The sequence below is a fragment of the Pseudomonas sp. FW305-20 genome, from assembly GCF_058788075.1.
The window spans coordinates 13,329-31,616 of sequence record NZ_JBYTAJ010000001.1; the positions used below are offsets into that span (position 1 = coordinate 13,329).

Below are 18,288 nucleotides of genomic sequence, written 5' to 3' on the forward strand. Positions count from 1 at the left end.
GTACCAAGGTAAATGATCTGTAAATATCGCTCTTTACCACCACAACTCGAAAGGTACAGCATGAGCGAATGGATAGCCGTAATCACCATCACAATACTCGCATGCATCAGTCCAGGACCGGATTTCGCCATGGTTTGCCGCAACGGATTGCTATTGTCTCGACGAGCAGGCGTCCTCACATCTGTGGGAATTGGTATGGGGGTGCTTGTCCACGTGTGCTATACGCTGCTCGGACTAGGGTTAGTGCTTCAACAAACGCCTTGGTTGTTCAATGCGCTGAAGCTGGCTGGAGCGGCGTATCTCGTCTACCTAGGCATCAAAATGCTTCGTTCCAAGCCGGCTATTGAACAGCTAGACGCACCGCCACCCGCCATGTCAGATCTGGCAGCTCTGCGTACGGGATTTCTCACGAACGCGTTGAACCCTAAAACATCGATCTTCATCGTTAGTGTGTTCATTGGTGTAGTACGGCCGGACACCGCCTTGACAGTGCAAACTGCATATGGACTGTTCATCGCTGGGGCGCACGCGGTGTGGTTCAGCCTCATCGCGCTGTGCTTCTCAGCCGGGAGGGTGCGCGAGAAATTGATGGCCGCACGACAATGGATTGACCGGATTTTTGGCGGCCTACTCGTGAGCTTCGCAATATTACTGACAATCGCTCAGCGTTCAGCTTGAGTTGAATGGGCCTTTGCGCAGGGATGGCGGGATGTGATTGTTATCGACGGCCTTCACGCGACACTCCAATGGCCCAGGCTGGCATTGCTCATGCGGATTGAGTACGCGCATCCACATCACTTGCAGACTCAGCTCTGATCTTGAACCAGAGGGAGTACATCGCTGGCGGGGTTCTCATCATGGGACTAGCCGCCAAGACCTCGCGCATCTGTGCGGCAATATCGCGCAACCCTGTCCGCTCCGCGCCCATAACCCGAAAGGCCACCGGGTATGGCGCCCAAGCAACATCACGCAAAGCGCGAGCATCTCGCAGGTTAATGTCAGGCAGTGTGACCGGCAGTATTCCGAGCAACGGGCAATACCTCCCTCCCTTTTATCGCCTTTGAACCAGAAACTCATTTCAAGGACTTGTGCTTCCGGTATTATGGTATACCATCAGACGCACAGACACTCTTACCCTACACGGAGCAGCTCATGAGTTTCGAAATCCGCAAGATCGTCAGCTACGTCGAAGAAACCTTTATCGAAGGCGGCAAGGCTGCCGACAAGCCTGTGACCATGGTCGGGCTGGCCGTGGTGATGAAAAACCCTTGGTTGGGTCGCGGCTTTGTCGAAGACCTGAAGCCGGAAATTCGCGCCAACTGCTCTGACCTCGGTGCGCTGATGGTCGAGCGCCTGGTGGGCATCATCGGCGGCGCCGAGAAGATCGAGGCTTATGGCAAGGCCGCCGTAGTGGGCGCCGACGGTGAAATCGAGCACGCCTCCGCCGTGATCCATACCCTGCGCTTCGGCAACCATTACCGCGAAGCGGTGAAAGCCAAGAGTTACCTGAGCTTCACCAACAAGCGCGGCGGCCCGGGCACCTCGATTCAGATCCCGATGATGCACAAGGACGACGAAGGCCTGCGTTCGCACTACATCACCCTAGAAATGCAGATCGAAGACGCGCCGCGCGCCGATGAAATCGTCGTGGTTCTGGGTTGCGCCGATGGCGGCCGCCTGCACCCACGTATCGGCAACCGTTACATCGATCTCGAAGAGCTGGCCGCTGAAAACGCCCAGTAATCAAGGTCGGTAAGAACAACAAAAAGGCATGCAGGAGCGCTCCATGATTCGGCTCACCGCTGAACGCACCCCGGCTGGCACCAGTTACCTGGCGACCGGCCAAGGCCAGCCCGTGGTTTTGATCCACGGCGTGGGCCTGAACAAAGAAATGTGGGGCGGCCAGGTCGTTGGCCTGGCCACGAAGTACCGTGTGATTGCCTACGACATGCTGGGTCATGGCGCCAGCCCGCGCCCGGAAAGCGGCACGCCCCTGCTCGGCTATGCCGACCAGTTGCTTGAACTGCTCGACCACCTGCAACTGCCTCAGGCGACGGTGATCGGCTTTTCCATGGGCGGGCTGGTGGCACGGGCTTTTGCCTTGCATTACCCGCAACGCCTGCAAGGCCTGGTGGTGCTCAACAGCGTGTTCAATCGCAGCCCCGAACAGCGTGCCGGCGTTATCGCCCGCACTGCTCAAGCCGCCGAGCACGGACCGGACGCCAACGCCGAAGCCGCTCTGTCGCGCTGGTTCAGCCGTGAATATCAGGCGGCCAACCCGGCGCAGATTGCGGCCTTGCGCCAAACCCTGGCAAACAATGACCCGCAGGGATACCTGACCACCTATGAGCTGTTCGCGACCCAGGACATGTACCGCGCTGACGATCTGGGCTGCATCCAAGTGCCGACGCTGATCGCCACCGGTGAGCTGGACCCGGGTTCCACACCGGAAATGGCCGAGCAATTGGCCGCACGCATTCCCGGCGCGACAGTTGCCGTGCTCGCCGAGCAGCGGCATATGATGCCCGTAGAATCACCGCGCCTGGTCAACCAGCTGCTGCTGGAGTTTCTCGACACGGTGCACTCCCGACAAAATCAAATAAAGGGGATCGTTGCATGACACTCGCACGCTTCCAGATGTGCATCGGCGGTGAATGGGTCGATGCCCTCTCCGGCAAGACTTTTGAAAGTTTGAACCCCGCCCTGGCTCAAGCCTGGGCTGAATTACCCGATGCCGACGAAGCCGATGTCGAGCGCGCCGTGCAGGCTGCGCAGACGGCTTTCGACAGCCCGGCCTGGCGCGGTCTGACCGCCACCGCTCGCGGCAAACTGTTGCGCCGCCTCGGTGACCTGATCGCTGAAAACAAGGAGCATCTTGCGCAGCTGGAAAGCCGCGACAACGGCAAGCTGATTCGCGAAACCCGTGGTCAGGTCAGCTACTTGCCGGAGTTCTTCCACTACACCGCAGGCCTGGCGGACAAACTCGAAGGCGGCACCCTGCCCCTCGACAAGCCGGACCTGTTTGCCTACACCGTGCACGAAGCCATGGGCGTGGTTGCCGCGATCATTCCCTGGAACAGTCCGCTGTACCTGACCGCGATCAAGCTCGCCCCGGCCCTGGCGGCGGGCAACACCATCGTGATCAAACCATCGGAGCACGCCTCCGCCACCATTCTCGAACTGGCCCGTCTGGCGCTGGAAGCCGGCATCCCGCCGGGCGTGGTCAACGTCGTTACCGGCTACGGCCCAAGCACCGGCGCCGCCCTCACCCGCCATCCGCTGGTGCGCAAAATCGCCTTCACCGGCGGCGCTGCCACGGCCCGGCATGTGGTGCGTAGCAGCGCTGAAAACTTCGCCAAGTTGTCGCTGGAACTGGGCGGCAAATCACCCAACATTATCTTTGCCGATGCCGACCTCGACAGCGCGATCAACGGTGCGATTGCCGGGATCTATGCAGCATCAGGCCAGAGCTGCGTTTCCGGCTCGCGGTTGTTGGTGCAGGACGAAATCTACGATGAGTTCGTCGATCGTCTGGTCGAACGTGCCAAGCGCATCCGCATCGGTAACCCGCAGGAAGACAGCAGCGAAATGGGCCCCATGGCCACCGCACAGCAACTGGCTGTGGTCGAAGGCCTGGTCGCCGATGCCATCGCCGAAGGTGCGCGCCTGCGCCTGGGCGGCAAGCGTCCGCAAAATCTGGGCGATGGCTGGTTCTACGAGCCGACCCTGTTCGAATGCGACCGCAACTCCATGAAGATCATGCAGGAAGAAGTCTTCGGTCCGGTGGCCTCGGTCATCCGTTTCAAAGATGAAGCCGAAGCCCTGGCGATTGCCAACGACTCGCAGTTCGGCCTCGCCGCCGGTATCTGGACTCGTGATTTGGGCCGTGCCCATCGCCTGGCCCGGGACGTGCGCTCGGGGATTATCTGGGTCAATACCTACCGAGCCGTCTCGGCCATGGCGCCGATCGGCGGCTTCAAGAACAGCGGCTATGGACGCGAGAGCGGCATCGATTCGGTGCTGGCCTATACCGAACTGAAAACGGTGTGGATCAACCTCTCTCAGGCACCCATGCCTGACCCCTTCGTGATGCGCTAGGAGACCGCCGACATGATCGAACCCGGCATTTACAAAGACGTCATGAGCTCGTTCCCATCCGGGGTCACGGTGGTCACCACCCTGGACCCGGACGGTGGCATCGTCGGCATCACCGCCAGCGCCTTCAGCGCGCTGTCGATCGATCCGGCACTGGTGCTGTTCTGCCCCCACTATGCCTCGGACACGTACCCGATCCTGCGTGACAGCAAGCAGTTCGCGATTCACCTGCTATCGGCCGACCAGACTGCCGAAGCCTATGCGTTTGCGGGCAAAGGCAAGGACAAGGCCAAAGGCATCGACTGGCACCTCAGCGAGCTGGGCAACCCGCTGTTGCGCAAAGCCACGGCGATCATCGAGTGCGAACTGTGGCGTGAATACGACGGCGGCGATCACGCGATCATTGTCGGCGCGGTGAAGAACCTGATTCTGCCCGAGCAACCGGTCACGCCGATGATCTATCACAAAGGTAAGCTGGGCCCGCTGCCCACCCTGGCCTGATGTTTATCTTCAGTGCGCAGGTCCATGTGGGAGCGAGCCTGCTCGCGATGACGGCAGCACATTCAACATCAATGTGAGTGACACACCGCTATCGCGAGCAGGCTCACTCCCACATAGAGCGCCTCCACTTTCTTGGGAGCCGGCATGAACCCAGCAACCTCGCAACTGTTCCGCCAGCAAGCCTACATCGACGGCCAATGGCTGGATGCGCCCGATGGCGCCTGTCAGGACATTTTCAACCCGGCCACCGGCGAAAAGATCGGCCAAGTGCCGAACCTTGGCGCCGCAGAAGCTCGTCAAGCCATCGCCGCCGCCAACAAAGCCTGGCCGACCTGGCGTGCTCTGACCGCCAAGGAACGCAGCCAGACGCTGAAACGCTGGCACGCGCTGATGATTGAAAATGCCGATGCGCTGGCAGAAATCCTCACCCTCGAACAAGGTAAGCCACTGGCCGAAGCCAAGGGCGAAATCCTCTACGCGGAGAGTTTCATCGAGTGGTTCGCCGAAGAAGCCAAGCGCATCTACGGCGACACCATTCCCAGCCACAAAGGCGATGCACGCATTGTGGTCAGCAAGGAACCGATCGGCGTGGTTGCGGCCATCACCCCGTGGAATTTTCCGGCGGCGATGATCACCCGCAAGGCCGGCCCGGCGCTGGCGGCCGGTTGCCCGTGCATCGTCAAACCGGCACCGGAAACCCCGTTTTCGGCGCTGGCCATGGCCGCGTTGGCGGAACAGGCCGGGATTCCACCGGGCATTTTCAATGTGATCACCGGCGACGCCGTGGCCATCGGTGGCGAGCTGACCGCCAGCCCGCTGGTGCGCAAACTGTCGTTCACCGGTTCCACCGCCATAGGCAAGTTGCTGATGGCGCAGTGCGCACCAACGCTGAAAAAAGTCTCACTGGAACTGGGAGGCAACGCGCCCTTCATCGTGTTCGACGATGCTGATCTGGAGCGTGCCGTAGAAGGTGCGCTGATCGCCAAGTTCCGCAATGCCGGGCAAACCTGTGTCTGTGCCAATCGCTTCCTGGTGCAGAGCGGCATTCATGATGCTTTTGCCACGCGACTGGCCGAGCGCGTGGCGCAACTGAACGTTGGCAGTGGTTTCGAGGCAGGCGTCACCCAAGGTCCGCTGATTAACGAACGCGCGGTGGCCAAAGTCGAAGACCACGTTCAGGACGCCCTCTTCCAAGGCGCCCGACTGCTTTGCGGCGGCGAACGCCATGCGCTGGGACACGGATTCTTCCAGCCAACCGTGCTGGCCGGCGTGACCGGTGACATGAAAGTCGCTCAAGAGGAAACCTTTGGCCCGCTGGCCGCGGTGTTCCGCTTCGAGAGCGAAGCCGAGGCAGTGCAGTTGGCCAACGACACCGAGTTCGGCCTTGCGGCTTACTGCTACACCCGCGATCTGGGGCGCGCCTGGCGCATGAGTGAAGCGCTGGAATACGGCATGGTCGGGATCAACGAAGGGCTGATTTCCACTGAAGTCGCGCCCTTTGGCGGGATCAAATCCTCGGGTCTCGGTCGTGAAGGATCCAAGTACGGCATCGAAGATTATCTGGAGCTCAAATACACCTTGATGGGCGGGCTTGACGATTTTGGGAGCACACCGCGATGAGCAATGAAACGTACGAAAAAGGCCTGAAAATCCGCACCCAGGTGCTGGGCGAAGCCTACGTGAACCGCGCCATCGAAAACGCCGACGACTTCACCCGGCCTCTTCAGGAGATGGTCACCGAGTACTGCTGGGGCCACGTCTGGGGCCGTGAGGGTTTGTCGCTTAAAGAACGCAGCATGATAAACTTGGCAATGATTTCGGCCCTCAACCGGCCTCACGAACTCAAGCTGCATGTACGCGGTGCCTTGCGTAACGGGCTGAGTCGTGAACAAATACGCGAAATTTTGCTTCAAGTCGGTATTTATTGCGGTGTCCCCGCTGCCGTAGACAGTTTCCGGCTTGCCCGTGAAGCCTTCGCCGAAGCCGATGCCGAGGCCTCCAGTTAACCCTTGGCTGTTTTGATGACCTGAGCACGATGATCCTGGATCGAAGCGCTCTTTTTGCATGGACAGCCACACTCAGAGCGGACCCCATGAAACGCCTGCCACTCGACGACAGCTTCAAGGTCAATCGCAACCCCGTTACCCTGCGCGAAATCGTGCTGGATAAACTGCGAAGCGCCATCATGAATTTCCAGCTCTTGCCGGGAGATCGTCTGGTCGAACGCGATCTGTGCGATCGCCTGGGCGTCAGCCGCACGTCCGTACGCGAAGCCTTGCGTCACCTGGAATCCGAAGGCCTGGTGGAATTCGCCGACGCCAAAGGGCCCAGTGTCGCGATCATTACCCTGGCCGATGCCGTGGATATCTATGAGCTGCGTTGTGTGCTCGAAGGCCTGATCGTCCAGTTGTTCACCCTGCGGGCCAAGGCCAAGGACATCAAGGCCCTGGAAAAAGCCCTCGAGGAAAACCGCAAGGCCCTCAAGGAAGGTGAACTGCAACAGGTGATCGATTCGGTTCAGGGTTTCTACGACGTCCTGCTCGAAGGCTCCGGCAATCATGTGGCGGCCACTCAGCTGCGTCAGTTGCAGGCACGGATCAGCTACCTGCGGGCGACTTCGGTGTCCCAGGAAAACCGCCGTGGCGCGAGCAATCAGGAAATGGAACGCATGGTCGAGGCGATCAAGAGCGGCGACCCGCTGGCCGCCCACCAGGCTTGCGTCGACCACGTCCGCGCCGCCGCAACCGTTGCACTCGATTACCTCAAGCGCAAACAGGAAGAGACCGGGAAAATCCCCGAGATCACGCTGCCCATCGCGCTCAAAGAACCTCGCATAGGTCGCTAACCATGTTCAGCCCGAGCTTTTGTCCAAAGTGCGGTGGCGGTGACCTCGGTCACCAGCTGCCACCGGGCGATACGCACGAGCGCCTGATGTGCCGTGGCTGTGGCTATATCCATTACGTCAATCCGAAAATCATCGCCGGCTGCATCATCGAGCAAGACGGCAAGTACCTGCTGTGCCAACGCGCGATCCCGCCGCGTCCCGGTACCTGGACGCTGCCGGCGGGTTTCATGGAAGGCGGCGAGACCACCGAGCAGGCGGCGCTGCGCGAAGTCTGGGAAGAGAGCGGCGTGCGCGCGGAAATTCTCTCGCCCTACTCGATCTTCAGCGTGCCGAAGATCAGCGAGGTGTACATCATCTTCCGCGCCATCGCGCTGGAGATCACCGGCCAATACGGCCCGGAAACCCTGGACTACAAATTCTTCGCGCCCGAGGACATTCCTTGGGACAGCATCTATTACCCGGCGATCCGGCAGATCCTCGAACGCTATATCGAGGAACGCCAGGCCGGGGTTTACGGCATCTACATCGGCAATGACGATACCGGCAAGATCCACTTCATCCGCTGACATCTCCTAGGGCGCCACGCCCTCGACAATGATCACCTCGGCCCGGGCCACGCCCTCGCGGTGCCGTTTCGCCTCTTGATATTGCTCACTGTGATAACAGGCCAGCGCCTGCTCGTAAGAATCGAACTCGATGACCACGCTGCGTTGTGGGGTCGGCCGACCTTCCATCGCTTCGCTGCGCCCGCCGCGTGCCAACAGCTTCCCGCCATATAAAGCGAACGCCGCCGGGGCGCGTTGGGTGTATTGGCTGTATTGATCGGGGTCGGTGACATCCACGTGAGCAATCCAGTACGCCTTCATAGTGACCTCTTGGCTCTGTTTGTATTATGGTATACCAATAAATATACCCACCCAACACTGAGAGTTCCAGCATGGCCTTCAACAGCATCGAAGAAATCATCGAAGATTACCGACAGGGCAAGATGGTGCTTCTGGTCGATGACGAGGACCGGGAAAACGAAGGCGATCTGCTGCTCGCCGCCGACCGCTGCACCGCCGAGGCCATCAGCTTCATGGCCCGCGAAGCCCGGGGCCTGATCTGCCTGACCCTGACCGACGCGCACTGCCAGCGCCTCGGTCTGGAGCAGATGGTGCCGAGCAATGGCAGTGTGTTCAGCACTGCGTTCACCGTGTCCATCGAGGCCGCCGTGGGCGTGACAACCGGCATTTCCGCCGCCGATCGGGCGCGTACGGTGGCCGCCGCCGTCGCTGCCGATGCTGGTCCCACGGACATAGTGCAGCCCGGCCATATCTTCCCGCTTCGCGCCAAGGAAGGCGGCGTGCTGACCCGCGCCGGACACACCGAAGCCGGTTGCGACCTCGCGCGCCTGGCCGGCTTCACTCCCGCCTCGGTGATCGTCGAGGTAATGAACGACGACGGCACCATGGCCCGCCGCCCTGACCTGGAAGTCTTCGCGCGCAAGCACGGAATCAAGATCGGCACTATCGCCGACCTGATCCACTATCGCCTGAGCACCGAGCACACCGTGGTGCGCATCGGTGAACGCGAATTGCCCACGGTGCACGGGACGTTCCGGCTGATCACCTTTGAGGATCGCATTGAAGGTGGCGTGCACATGGCGATGGTCATGGGGGACATTCGTCGGGAAGAACCGACCTTGGTGCGGGTGCACGTGATCGACCCGCTGCGGGACCTGGTGGGCGCCGAATACAACGGCCCTTCCAACTGGACATTGTGGGCGGCGCTGCAACGAGTCGCTGAAGAAGGCTGCGGCGTGGTGGTCGTACTGGCCAATCATGAGTCGTCACAAGCGCTACTGGAACGCGTACCCCAACTCACACAGCCGCCACGGCAATTCAACCGATCGCAATCGCGCATCTATTCTGAAGTAGGGACCGGTGCGCAGATTCTGCAGGATCTGGGCGTGGGCAAGTTGCGTCATCTCGGCCCACCGCTGAAATACGCAGGCTTGACCGGTTACGACCTGGAAGTGGTCGAGAGCATCCCGTTCACCGGATGAATCTGGAGCTTTCGGAGGGCTTTTGTGGCGAGGGAGCTTGTTTCCGTTGGAGCTGCGCAGCAGTCCTATTTTTTGGGGCCGCTTCGCAGCCCAGCGGGAGCAAGGTCCCTCGCCACAGGGCAAGCCCCTCCACCACAAAAAACCGCTTTTGGCTGATAGCCGGTAAGGCAAAGTGCTTGCACAAAGTTTGGAATACCATAATATGATATTCCATAGACCGGACGATCATAATCGACCAGATGGACCTACTGCTCCCGATAGGCGGGCATCAACAGCCCGCTCACAAACACAACAAATGAGGGCGTAAAAATGGTGTTGAACAAAGGTGTAACCGCAATGCTTTTTGCGGGTTTGTTGAGCATGACCAGTCAGGCGCTCATGGCGGCTGAAAGCGTCAACTTCGTCAGCTGGGGCGGCAGCACCCAGGATGCACAGAAGCAGGCCTGGGCCGATCCGTTCAGCAAGGCCAGCGGCATCACCGTGGTCCAGGATGGTCCTACCGACTACGGCAAACTCAAAGCCATGGTCGAAAGCGGCAACGTGCAATGGGACGTGGTCGACGTCGAAGCTGATTTCGCCCTGCGCGCGGCGGCTGAAGGCTTGCTCGAACCCCTCGATTTTTCGGTGATCCAGCGCGACAAAATCGACCCGCGTTTCGTCTCTGACCATGGCGTCGGCTCGTTCTACTTCTCCTTCGTCCTCGGTTACAACGAAGGCAAGCTCGGTGCCGGCAAACCTCAGGATTGGTCCGCGCTGTTCGACACCAAGACCTATCCCGGCAAACGCGCCCTCTACAAATGGCCAAGCCCCGGCGTACTCGAACTGGCTTTGCTGGCCGACGGCGTTGCCGCCGACAAGCTGTATCCGCTGGACCTGGATCGCGCCTTCAAGAAACTCGACACCATCAAGAAAGACATCGTCTGGTGGGGCGGCGGCGCGCAGTCCCAGCAGTTGCTGGCCTCGGGTGAAGCGAGCCTGGGGCAGTTCTGGAACGGCCGCATCTACGCCCTGCAACAGGATGGCGCGCCGGTGGGCGTGAGCTGGAAACAGAACCTGGTCATGGCCGACATTCTGGTCATCCCAAAAGGCTCGAAAAACAAGGCCGCAGCCATGAAGTTTTTGGCCCATGCCAGCAGCGCCAAAGGACAAGCTGACTTCTCCAACCTGACCGCCTATGCGCCGGTCAACGTCGACAGCGTAGCGCGCCTGGATAAGGTGCTCGCCCCCAACCTGCCGACTGCCTACGCAAAGGATCAAATCACTCTTGATTTCGCGTACTGGGCCAAAAACGGTCCGGCCATCGCGACACGGTGGAACGAATGGCTGGTCAAATGAAAATGACGGCAACAGCGTCCCGTCAACCTACTCCGACCGGGAGCGCCGCTGGCGCTACCGGGTCGGTTACCGGCAAGGCGGCTGTGATGAACCAATCCCCTTCCCTGGCACAGCGCTGGCGCGGTTCAAGCAACCTGATCCCCGCCCTGCTGTTTCTCGGCCTGTTCTTTCTGGCGCCGCTGATTGGTCTGCTGCTGCGGGGCGTACTGGAGCCGGTTCCGGGCCTGGGTAACTACGAACAACTGTTCGCCAACTCGGCTTACGCGCGGGTCTTGCTCAACACCTTCTCGGTGGCCGGGTTGGTGACGCTGTTCAGTCTGCTGCTGGGCTTTCCGCTGGCGTGGGCAATCACGCTGGTGCCTCGTGGCTGGGGCCGGTGGGTCCTCAATATTGTGCTGCTGTCGATGTGGACCAGCCTGCTGGCGCGGACCTACTCCTGGCTGGTGCTGTTGCAGGCGTCCGGTGTAATCAACAAAGCGTTGATGGCCATGGGCATCATCGATCAACCACTGGAAATGGTGCACAACCTGACCGGCGTGGTGATCGGCATGAGTTACATCATGATCCCGTTCATCGTGCTGCCGTTGCAGGCAACCATGCAGGCCATCGACCCGATGATTCTGCAGGCCGGTTCGATTTGCGGCGCCAGCCCCTGGACCAACTTCTTCCGGGTGTTCCTGCCGCTGTGCCGGCCGGGGCTGTTCTCCGGTGGCTTGATGGTGTTCGTGATGTCCCTCGGTTACTACGTGACCCCGGCGCTGCTGGGCGGCGCGCAGAACATGATGCTGCCCGAATTCATCATTCAGCAGGTGCAGTCGTTCCTCAATTGGGGACTGGCCAGCGCCGGCGCAGCCTTGCTGATCGTGATCACGCTGGTGTTGTTCTACTTCTACCTGAAGCTCCAGCCGGAATCCCCGGTTGGTGCCAGCAACGCGAGGTAAACCGTCATGCTCCTGACCCCCAATGCCATGAGCCGGCGCATGCGTTTCGGCCTGTATTTCACGACTGGTTTGATCGCACTGTTCCTGCTGTTGCCGATCGTGTTCATCGTGCTGCTGTCCTTCGGCTCCTCCCAGTGGCTGGTGTTTCCACCGCCGGGCTGGACGCTGAAATGGTACGGCCAGTTCTTCTCCAATCCCGATTGGATGAACGCCGCCATGGCCAGCCTCAAGGTAGCGGTGCTGACCACGATCTGCGCTGTCGCCCTGGGTTTGCCAACTGCTTTTGCCTTGGTGCGCGGGCGCTTTCCGGGACGGGAAATGCTCTACGGTCTGTTCACCCTGCCGATGATCGTGCCGCTGGTGATCATCGCCGTGGCGGTGTACGCGCTGTTTCTCAAACTCGGCTACACCGGGACGGTGTTCGCTTTCGTGGTCAGCCACGTCATCGTGGCGCTGCCGTTCACCATCATCTCGATCATCAACTCGCTGAAGCTGTTCGATCAGTCGATCGAGGATGCCGCGGTGATCTGCGGCGCTTCGCGACTGCAAGCGGTGTTCAAGGTGACCTTCCCGGCGATTCGCCCGGGCATGGTCGCCGGTGCGCTGTTCGCGTTCCTGGTGTCGTGGGATGAAGTGGTACTGAGCGTGATGATGGCCAGCCCGACCCTGCAAACCCTTCCCGTGAAAATGTGGACCACCTTGCGCCAGGACCTGACGCCCGTGATCGCCGTCGCCTCGACGTTGCTGATCGGCCTCTCGGTATTGGTCATGGTCATCGCCGCCGCCGTTCGCCGGCGCAATCAAATCAGCGCCTGAGCGCACAGGAGTACGACATGAGTGCCGTCATCAAAGATTCCGCGCAGCAGAACGACAAACCGCTGGTCAGCCTGCGCAACCTGAACAAGTACTACGGCGACTTCGCTGCCGTGGACGACATCTCGCTGGACATCAAGGACGGTGAATTCCTGACCTTCCTCGGCTCCAGCGGTTCTGGCAAAAGCACCACCCTGTCGATGCTCGCCGGGTTCGAAACCCCGAGCAGCGGCGAGATCCAGGTCAATGGCCAATCACTGGTCAACGTACCGCCGCACAAGCGTGACATCGGCATGGTGTTCCAGCGTTATTCGCTGTTCCCACATTTGTCGGTGCGCGAGAACATCGCGTTCCCCCTGGCCATCCGCAAACTGGCCGCCAGCGAGCGTGAGCGCCGGGTCGACGCCATGCTCAAACTGGTACAGCTTGAGCAATTTGCGCATCGCCGCCCTTCACAACTTTCCGGTGGTCAGCAGCAACGGGTGGCGATCGCTCGGGCGCTGGTTTATGAGCCACGCATTCTGTTGATGGACGAACCCCTCGGTGCCTTGGACAAAAAGCTGCGCGAAGATTTGCAGGATGAACTGCGTCAGTTGCATCGGCGCCTGGGCATCACCATCATCTACGTGACCCACGACCAGGAAGAAGCCATGCGTCTGTCTCAGCGCATCGCGATTTTCAGCCACGGCAAGATCGTTGGATTGGGCAGCGGTTTTGACCTTTATCAGAATCCGCCGAATGCTTTCGTTGCTTCGTTTCTTGGCAACTCCAACTTCCTCAAGCTCAAGGCACAAGGTAATGCGGTGGCTTCGTTTGAAGGTCAGCCTCTGTCGATTCGCCTGACCGCAGGGTTGCAGACCGATCAGGATGTTTTGCTGATGGTGCGGCCGGAGAAAGCGTTGGCCTTGAGCGTCGAGCAAGCCGCCCAGGAACCCTTGGCGGCGGGCTGGAATGAAGTGTCGGCCACGGTCGTTGAAGTGCTGTTTCTTGGCGAAAGCCAGACTTGCAGTGTGGTGACCTCGGGCGGCACATCGATGACCGTCAAGGCCCTCTCTGCCGCCGGTATGCCGCTCAAGGCTGGCGACCCGGTGCGAGTGCGCTGGGCGACGGCGGATGCGTGCGTGTACACCGAATGGGCGGAAAGCGATCTGAACAAGGCCGCTGGCGCGCATTAATGCAAAAGCCCACCCCGGTGGGTCCGGATTTGCGTATCACCCTCGGGTCACCACAGCGTCGGGCTGTGGTGACCTTTTTTTTGCCGAGCATTTTGGATCAAAGGAAGCTCACCTAAAATTCCCCGGCGACACTTCGTAAATAACGAATCATTGATAAGGAATAATCGATTTTTCTAAACCCTCATCCTCTCGCTAGCATGGCCCTGTCGGCTCCAGAATACGTCCAGCCAAGGATAACGACATGCAGCCCATAAGCATCGGCGAACCCTGGATGTGGGTCGCCTTCATCGTCTTCGTCGTCGCCATGCTGGCTTTGGATCTGTTTGTCTTCGGCGGGCGCAAGGCGCATCGGGTATCGTCGCGCGAGGCGACATGCTGGGTAATTGCCTGGTGCGCGCTGGCGCTGGTCTTTGCAGGATTGCTGCGCTGGTACTTGAATGACGAGCTCGGTCCCGAAATCGCCCAGCGCAAAATGCTGGAGTTCCTCACCGGTTACCTGATCGAACAGTCGCTGTCGATCGACAACATGTTCGTCTTCGTGATGATTTTCGGCTACTTCGCCGCGCCGCCGGAGTTGCAGCGCCGGATGTTGCTGTACGGTGTGCTCGGGGCAATCGTGATGCGGGGGGCGATGATTTTCGCCGGCGTGTGGCTGGTGTCGCAGTTCGCGTGGTTGCTGTATGTGTTCGGTGTGTTATTGATCATCACCGGGATCAAGATGTTGGCATTCGCGCATCAGCGGCCAGATCTCGAAAAAAACCCTATATTGCGCTGGATACGCGGCCATCTGCGTGTCACTGGTGAGTTTCATGGCGAACGTTTTTTTGTGGTGCAAGACGGTCGACTCTGGGCGACGCCATTGTTTCTGGTACTGGTGCTGATCGAAGCCAGCGACCTGATGTTCGCGATCGACAGCATCCCGGCGATCTTCGCTATCACCACCGATCCGTTCATTGTGTTCACATCGAACATCTTCGCGATCATGGGCCTGCGGGCGCTGTACTTCCTGCTGGCCGACATGGCTGACCGCTTTCACTTGCTCAAATACGGCTTGGCGATCGTACTGGTGTTCATCGGCACCAAGATGACGCTGATGCCGTGGTTTCACCTGCCTGTTGAATGGTCGCTGGCGATTGTCGGCGGGATCATTCTGACTTCGGTGCTGTTGAGCCTTATCTTGCCCCCCAAGGAAGATCGAATGCGATCCCTGTAGGGTCAGTCCGTATATCCCCACCGCGCAGCTCTGCTCTGCCGGGTTTGCCCGCGTGTAGCCAGGCAGTAATACAACGGACACGTCACCACCAGCCCCACCAGCCACGAAAGATCCGCACCCTCGACCAAGTTGGCGTATGGCCCGACATACAACGAAGTATTGGCAAACGGCAACTGCACAAGGATGCCGATGAAGTACGCAACGATTGCATGCGGATTGAAACGCCCATAAATCCCGCCATCCGCCCGAAAGATCGATGCGATGTCGTAGCTGCCGCGCTTGATCACATAAAAGTCGATCAGGTTGATCGAAGCCCATGGCACCAGTACCAGCAACAGCGCCAGGATCAAGCCGATGAACTGCGTGATGAAATCTGCCGAAGCCCCCAACGCCACCAGGCAGCAGCCCACCAACACCACGCTGGACAACACCACCCGCAGCTTGATGCTCGGCGTCCATTGGCTGGCGAAGGTTTGGATTGAGGTGACGATCGACAGCACCGCGCCATACAGATTCAAGGCGTTGTGACTGATGATATTGAGCAAAAACAGCACCATCAGAATCGGCCCCAGCCAACCGGTGGACTGTTTCACTGCATCCATCGCTTCAGTGCCTTCCGGCGTCGCCAGTACCGCCACCGCACCGAAGGTGAACGACAGAATGGTGCCCAGGGTCGCGCCCAGATAAGTGGCCCAGAACGGCTTGGCAATGCCGATATCCGCCGGCAGGTAACGGGAGTAATCCGAGACATATGGCGAGAAACTGATCTGCCAGATGACCCCCAGCGACACCGTGGCCAGCCAGCCCGACAGGTTAAAACCGCCGCGACTGTAAAAGTCCGCCGGCAATTCATGGGCGAAGATGTAAAAAAAACCGGCGAGCAAGGCGCTGCCCATGACCCAGGTGCCGATGCGATTGAGGGTATGAATGAAGCGGTAACCGATCACTCCGATCGCGGTAGCACTGAGGGCGCCGATGATGATGCTCGCCGGCACCGGAACCGAAGGCACGATGCCGACAATCGATTTGCCGGCCAGCACGATGTTGGAGATGAAAAAACCGATGTAGATCAGCGCAGCGAAGAACACGATCAGCAGCGCACCATAACGGCCGAACTGACCACGGCTCTGCACCATTTGCGGAATTCCCATGCGCGGCCCCTGGGCCGATGCGAGGGCAATCACCAAACCGCCGACCATATGCCCGAGGACAATCGCCAGCAGCCCCCAGAACAGGTCAAGGTGAAATACCTGAACCACCATCGCGCCGGTGACGATCGGCAACGGCGCAATATTGGTGCTGAACCATAGAGTGAACAGATCGCGGGCCTTCCCATGGCGTTCCGCGAGTGGGACGTAATCGACCGTGTGATTCTCGATCAACGGGTCTTGCCGGGACATCTGGGACATGTGCATGAACTCGAGTTTGTCTGATCTTATATTTGTATGAAGCCAAACCGGGGGCGCTCTTTGGTAACCCCTCAGAAGCGCACCATATTATGGTATTCCAACATTTTCACAAGACTGATCCGTTGCTTGAAAGGCAAACTGATCCGCTTATCCAGGGCTTCCTGGTTCTCAACTTTGCGCTACAAGACCCGTAAATATTGAGCCTTATCGCGGCAGGATGCGTTTATCGGCAAAGATAAAAAGCCCTTGCAAACTATGTATTACGGTATACCATCAGACCTATAAATTCATAAAAACCATGCCGCAGCGCCCGAGGACCCTCCAATGATCGATGCCGCCATCTACAAACAAGTCATGGGCTCGTTCCCGTCCGGGGTGACGGTGATCACCACGCTGGATGATGAGGGTCAAATTGTCGGCCTCACCGCCAGCGCGTTCAGCTCGCTGTCCATGGACCCGGCCCTGGTGCTGTTCTGCCCCAACTACAGCTCCGATTCCTATCCGGTACTGATCAAGAACAAACGCTTTGCCATTCACGTGCTTTCTGGCGGCCAGCAAAGCGAAGCCTATGCCTTCGCCCGCAAAGGCAAAGACAAAGCTCAAGGAATCGAATGGACGTTGAGCGAGTTGGGCAATCCGATTCTGGCCAACGCCACGGCCGTCATCGAATGTGAGCTATGGCGTGAATATGAAGGTGGCGACCACGCGATCATGGTTGGCGCCGTGAAGAACCTGATTGTGCCGCAGCACACCGCCGGTCCGCTGGTGTACTGCCACGGCAAAATGGGCGCCCTGCCCGTCCTCGCCTGAACCGACAGTCAATAACAAAGATCCGAGGTAAGCGTCATGAAGTTTTCCCTGTTCGTGCACATGGAACGTTGGGACGAAAGTGTCAGCCACCGCCAGTTGTTCGAAGACCTGACCGAACTGACCCTGATGGCCGAAGCCGGTGGTTTCAGCACCGTCTGGATCGGCGAACACCACGCCATGGAATACACCATCTCGCCAAGCCCGATGCCATTGCTGGCCTATCTGGCCGCCAAGACCACCACCATTCACCTTGGCGCCGGCACCATCATCGCGCCGTTCTGGCATCCGTTGCGGGTCGCTGGCGAGTGCGCGTTGCTGGACGTGATCAGTAACGGTCGCATGGAAGTCGGCCTGGCCCGTGGCGCCTACCAGGTGGAATTCGACCGTATGGCCGGCGGCATGCCCGCTTCCTCAGGCGGTCAAGCCCTGCGGGAAATGGTTCCGGTGGTGCGCGCCCTGTGGCAAGGCGACTATGCCCACGACGGTGATATCTGGAAATTCCCTACCTCCACCAGCGTGCCCAAACCGATCCAGAAGCCCAACCCGCCGATGTGGATCGCCGCCCGCGACCCGGACTCGCACAACTTCGCCGTGGCCAACGGCTGCAACGTGATGGTCACGCCGCTGATGAAGGGCGACGAAGAAGTCCTCGACCTGAAGAACAAGTTCCAGGCCGCCCTCGACAACAACCCGGACGTACCGCGTCCGCAATTGATGGTGCTGCGTCACACCCACGTGCATGCGGCCGATGACCCAGAGGGCTGGAAAGTCGGTGCCAAGGCGATCTCGAAGTTCTACCGCACCTTCGATGCCTGGTTCGGCAACAAGGAAGTGCCGGTCAACGGCTTCCTGGCGCCGAGCCCGGAAGAGAAATTCGCCGCTCGCCCGGAGTTCGAACTCGAAAGCCTGCACAAAACCGCCATGATCGGCACGGCAGAGGAAATCATCCCGCGCATCAAGTACTACCAGGAACTGGGCGTCGATGAGTTCAGCTTCTGGTGCGATAACAGCTTGCCTCACGCCGAGAAGAAAAAATCCCTGGAGCTGTTCATCAAGCAGGTGGTGCCGGCGTTTCGCTAAGCTCGCCCGTCAGGCTTTGCGATA

19 protein-coding genes are annotated in these 18,288 nt (G+C 59.6%); 17 read left to right on the forward strand and 2 right to left on the reverse strand.

Annotated elements, in window-relative coordinates:
* The first annotated feature begins 60 nt into the window (after positions 1-60).
* The 9 genes from AC3WP4_RS00070 (at position 61) to AC3WP4_RS00110 (ending at position 8,007) form a co-directional block, all read left to right on the forward strand.
* Complete coding sequence (locus AC3WP4_RS00070) at positions 61-678, forward strand: LysE family translocator (protein WP_102615826.1); 618 nt, start codon at positions 61-63, stop codon at positions 676-678.
* Positions 679-1,152: 474 nt separating this feature from the next.
* The gene (locus tag AC3WP4_RS00075) at positions 1,153-1,743 is read left to right on the forward strand and encodes an amino acid synthesis family protein (RefSeq protein ID WP_018927718.1); all 591 of its coding nucleotides are present in this window, start codon (positions 1,153-1,155) and stop codon (positions 1,741-1,743) included.
* Between the two features lie 43 nt (positions 1,744-1,786).
* Positions 1,787-2,620, forward strand: coding sequence for an alpha/beta fold hydrolase (locus tag AC3WP4_RS00080; RefSeq protein ID WP_102615828.1), 834 nt, complete (start codon positions 1,787-1,789; stop codon positions 2,618-2,620).
* On the forward strand, positions 2,617-4,098 hold the full coding sequence (locus tag AC3WP4_RS00085) for an aldehyde dehydrogenase (RefSeq protein WP_102615829.1): 1,482 nt from the start codon (positions 2,617-2,619) through the stop codon (positions 4,096-4,098). Before AC3WP4_RS00080 ends, AC3WP4_RS00085 begins: the two co-directional genes overlap by 4 nt.
* A 12-nt stretch (positions 4,099-4,110) precedes the next feature.
* Positions 4,111-4,596 carry a flavin reductase family protein gene (locus AC3WP4_RS00090; RefSeq protein WP_102615830.1) on the forward strand — a complete coding sequence of 162 codons (486 nt, stop codon included), beginning with the start codon at positions 4,111-4,113 and terminating at the stop codon, positions 4,594-4,596.
* A gap of 144 nt (positions 4,597-4,740) precedes the next feature.
* On the forward strand, positions 4,741-6,216 hold the full coding sequence (locus tag AC3WP4_RS00095; RefSeq protein WP_102615831.1) for an NAD-dependent succinate-semialdehyde dehydrogenase: 1,476 nt from the start codon (positions 4,741-4,743) through the stop codon (positions 6,214-6,216).
* Positions 6,213-6,602 carry a carboxymuconolactone decarboxylase family protein gene (locus AC3WP4_RS00100; RefSeq protein ID WP_102615832.1) on the forward strand — a complete coding sequence of 130 codons (390 nt, stop codon included), beginning with the start codon at positions 6,213-6,215 and terminating at the stop codon, positions 6,600-6,602. Before AC3WP4_RS00095 ends, AC3WP4_RS00100 begins: the two co-directional genes overlap by 4 nt.
* Before the next feature lie 86 nt (positions 6,603-6,688).
* Entirely contained in the window at positions 6,689-7,441 is a 753-nt protein-coding gene (locus AC3WP4_RS00105; RefSeq protein WP_074877291.1) for a GntR family transcriptional regulator, read from the forward strand.
* Positions 7,442-7,443: 2 nt separating this feature from the next.
* Positions 7,444-8,007: an NUDIX hydrolase gene (locus AC3WP4_RS00110; protein WP_074877293.1), complete on the forward strand. Its 564-nt coding sequence runs from the start codon at positions 7,444-7,446 to the stop codon at positions 8,005-8,007.
* 6 nt (positions 8,008-8,013) lie between these two features.
* On the opposite strand, the gene AC3WP4_RS00115 is transcribed toward AC3WP4_RS00110, so the two are convergent.
* Positions 8,014-8,307, reverse strand: a complete 294-nt coding sequence (locus AC3WP4_RS00115) for a DUF1330 domain-containing protein (RefSeq protein WP_102615833.1) — start codon at positions 8,305-8,307, stop codon at positions 8,014-8,016.
* Positions 8,308-8,378: 71 nt separating this feature from the next.
* Between AC3WP4_RS00115 and ribBA the strand changes: the two genes are divergently transcribed.
* The 6 genes from ribBA (at position 8,379) to AC3WP4_RS00145 (ending at position 14,965) form a co-directional block, all read left to right on the forward strand.
* Positions 8,379-9,488, forward strand: a complete 1,110-nt coding sequence (gene ribBA / locus AC3WP4_RS00120) for a bifunctional 3,4-dihydroxy-2-butanone-4-phosphate synthase/GTP cyclohydrolase II (RefSeq protein WP_102615834.1) — start codon at positions 8,379-8,381, stop codon at positions 9,486-9,488.
* A gap of 309 nt (positions 9,489-9,797) precedes the next feature.
* Entirely contained in the window at positions 9,798-10,823 is a 1,026-nt protein-coding gene (locus AC3WP4_RS00125) for an ABC transporter substrate-binding protein (RefSeq protein WP_074877300.1), read from the forward strand.
* Positions 10,820-11,764 carry an ABC transporter permease gene (locus AC3WP4_RS00130; RefSeq protein ID WP_074877302.1) on the forward strand — a complete coding sequence of 315 codons (945 nt, stop codon included), beginning with the start codon at positions 10,820-10,822 and terminating at the stop codon, positions 11,762-11,764. The genes AC3WP4_RS00125 and AC3WP4_RS00130 overlap by 4 nt, the downstream gene beginning before the upstream one ends.
* A gap of 6 nt (positions 11,765-11,770) precedes the next feature.
* The gene (locus AC3WP4_RS00135; protein WP_102615836.1) at positions 11,771-12,580 is read left to right on the forward strand and encodes an ABC transporter permease; all 810 of its coding nucleotides are present in this window, start codon (positions 11,771-11,773) and stop codon (positions 12,578-12,580) included.
* Between the two features lie 17 nt (positions 12,581-12,597).
* On the forward strand, positions 12,598-13,752 hold the full coding sequence (locus tag AC3WP4_RS00140; protein ID WP_102615837.1) for an ABC transporter ATP-binding protein: 1,155 nt from the start codon (positions 12,598-12,600) through the stop codon (positions 13,750-13,752).
* 241 nt (positions 13,753-13,993) lie between these two features.
* Positions 13,994-14,965 carry a TerC family protein gene (locus AC3WP4_RS00145; RefSeq protein WP_102615838.1) on the forward strand — a complete coding sequence of 324 codons (972 nt, stop codon included), beginning with the start codon at positions 13,994-13,996 and terminating at the stop codon, positions 14,963-14,965.
* Between the two features lie 2 nt (positions 14,966-14,967).
* On the opposite strand, the gene AC3WP4_RS00150 is transcribed toward AC3WP4_RS00145, so the two are convergent.
* A complete protein-coding gene (locus tag AC3WP4_RS00150; RefSeq protein ID WP_102615839.1) occupies positions 14,968-16,374 on the reverse strand; it encodes a purine-cytosine permease family protein in 1,407 nt (468 codons plus the stop codon).
* Positions 16,375-16,698: 324 nt separating this feature from the next.
* Between AC3WP4_RS00150 and AC3WP4_RS00155 the strand changes: the two genes are divergently transcribed.
* On the forward strand, positions 16,699-17,184 hold the full coding sequence (locus AC3WP4_RS00155; protein ID WP_074877311.1) for a flavin reductase family protein: 486 nt from the start codon (positions 16,699-16,701) through the stop codon (positions 17,182-17,184).
* A gap of 36 nt (positions 17,185-17,220) precedes the next feature.
* Positions 17,221-18,264: an LLM class flavin-dependent oxidoreductase gene (locus AC3WP4_RS00160; protein WP_076030855.1), complete on the forward strand. Its 1,044-nt coding sequence runs from the start codon at positions 17,221-17,223 to the stop codon at positions 18,262-18,264.
* The last annotated feature ends 24 nt before the right edge of the window (positions 18,265-18,288 follow it).

Coding starts and splice junctions, on each gene's coding strand:
- AC3WP4_RS00070 (WP_102615826.1), top strand. CDS start 61: ATGAGCGAATGGATAGCCGTAATCACCATCACAATACTCGCATGCATC.
- AC3WP4_RS00075 (WP_018927718.1), top strand. CDS start 1,153: ATGAGTTTCGAAATCCGCAAGATCGTCAGCTACGTCGAAGAAACCTTT.
- AC3WP4_RS00080 (WP_102615828.1), top strand. CDS start 1,787: ATGATTCGGCTCACCGCTGAACGCACCCCGGCTGGCACCAGTTACCTG.
- AC3WP4_RS00085 (WP_102615829.1), top strand. CDS start 2,617: ATGACACTCGCACGCTTCCAGATGTGCATCGGCGGTGAATGGGTCGAT.
- AC3WP4_RS00090 (WP_102615830.1), top strand. CDS start 4,111: ATGATCGAACCCGGCATTTACAAAGACGTCATGAGCTCGTTCCCATCC.
- AC3WP4_RS00095 (WP_102615831.1), top strand. CDS start 4,741: ATGAACCCAGCAACCTCGCAACTGTTCCGCCAGCAAGCCTACATCGAC.
- AC3WP4_RS00100 (WP_102615832.1), top strand. CDS start 6,213: ATGAGCAATGAAACGTACGAAAAAGGCCTGAAAATCCGCACCCAGGTG.
- AC3WP4_RS00105 (WP_074877291.1), top strand. CDS start 6,689: ATGAAACGCCTGCCACTCGACGACAGCTTCAAGGTCAATCGCAACCCC.
- AC3WP4_RS00110 (WP_074877293.1), top strand. CDS start 7,444: ATGTTCAGCCCGAGCTTTTGTCCAAAGTGCGGTGGCGGTGACCTCGGT.
- AC3WP4_RS00115 (WP_102615833.1), bottom strand. CDS start 8,307: ATGAAGGCGTACTGGATTGCTCACGTGGATGTCACCGACCCCGATCAA.
- ribBA (WP_102615834.1), top strand. CDS start 8,379: ATGGCCTTCAACAGCATCGAAGAAATCATCGAAGATTACCGACAGGGC.
- AC3WP4_RS00125 (WP_074877300.1), top strand. CDS start 9,798: ATGGTGTTGAACAAAGGTGTAACCGCAATGCTTTTTGCGGGTTTGTTG.
- AC3WP4_RS00130 (WP_074877302.1), top strand. CDS start 10,820: ATGAAAATGACGGCAACAGCGTCCCGTCAACCTACTCCGACCGGGAGC.
- AC3WP4_RS00135 (WP_102615836.1), top strand. CDS start 11,771: ATGCTCCTGACCCCCAATGCCATGAGCCGGCGCATGCGTTTCGGCCTG.
- AC3WP4_RS00140 (WP_102615837.1), top strand. CDS start 12,598: ATGAGTGCCGTCATCAAAGATTCCGCGCAGCAGAACGACAAACCGCTG.
- AC3WP4_RS00145 (WP_102615838.1), top strand. CDS start 13,994: ATGCAGCCCATAAGCATCGGCGAACCCTGGATGTGGGTCGCCTTCATC.
- AC3WP4_RS00150 (WP_102615839.1), bottom strand. CDS start 16,374: ATGTCCCAGATGTCCCGGCAAGACCCGTTGATCGAGAATCACACGGTC.
- AC3WP4_RS00155 (WP_074877311.1), top strand. CDS start 16,699: ATGATCGATGCCGCCATCTACAAACAAGTCATGGGCTCGTTCCCGTCC.
- AC3WP4_RS00160 (WP_076030855.1), top strand. CDS start 17,221: ATGAAGTTTTCCCTGTTCGTGCACATGGAACGTTGGGACGAAAGTGTC.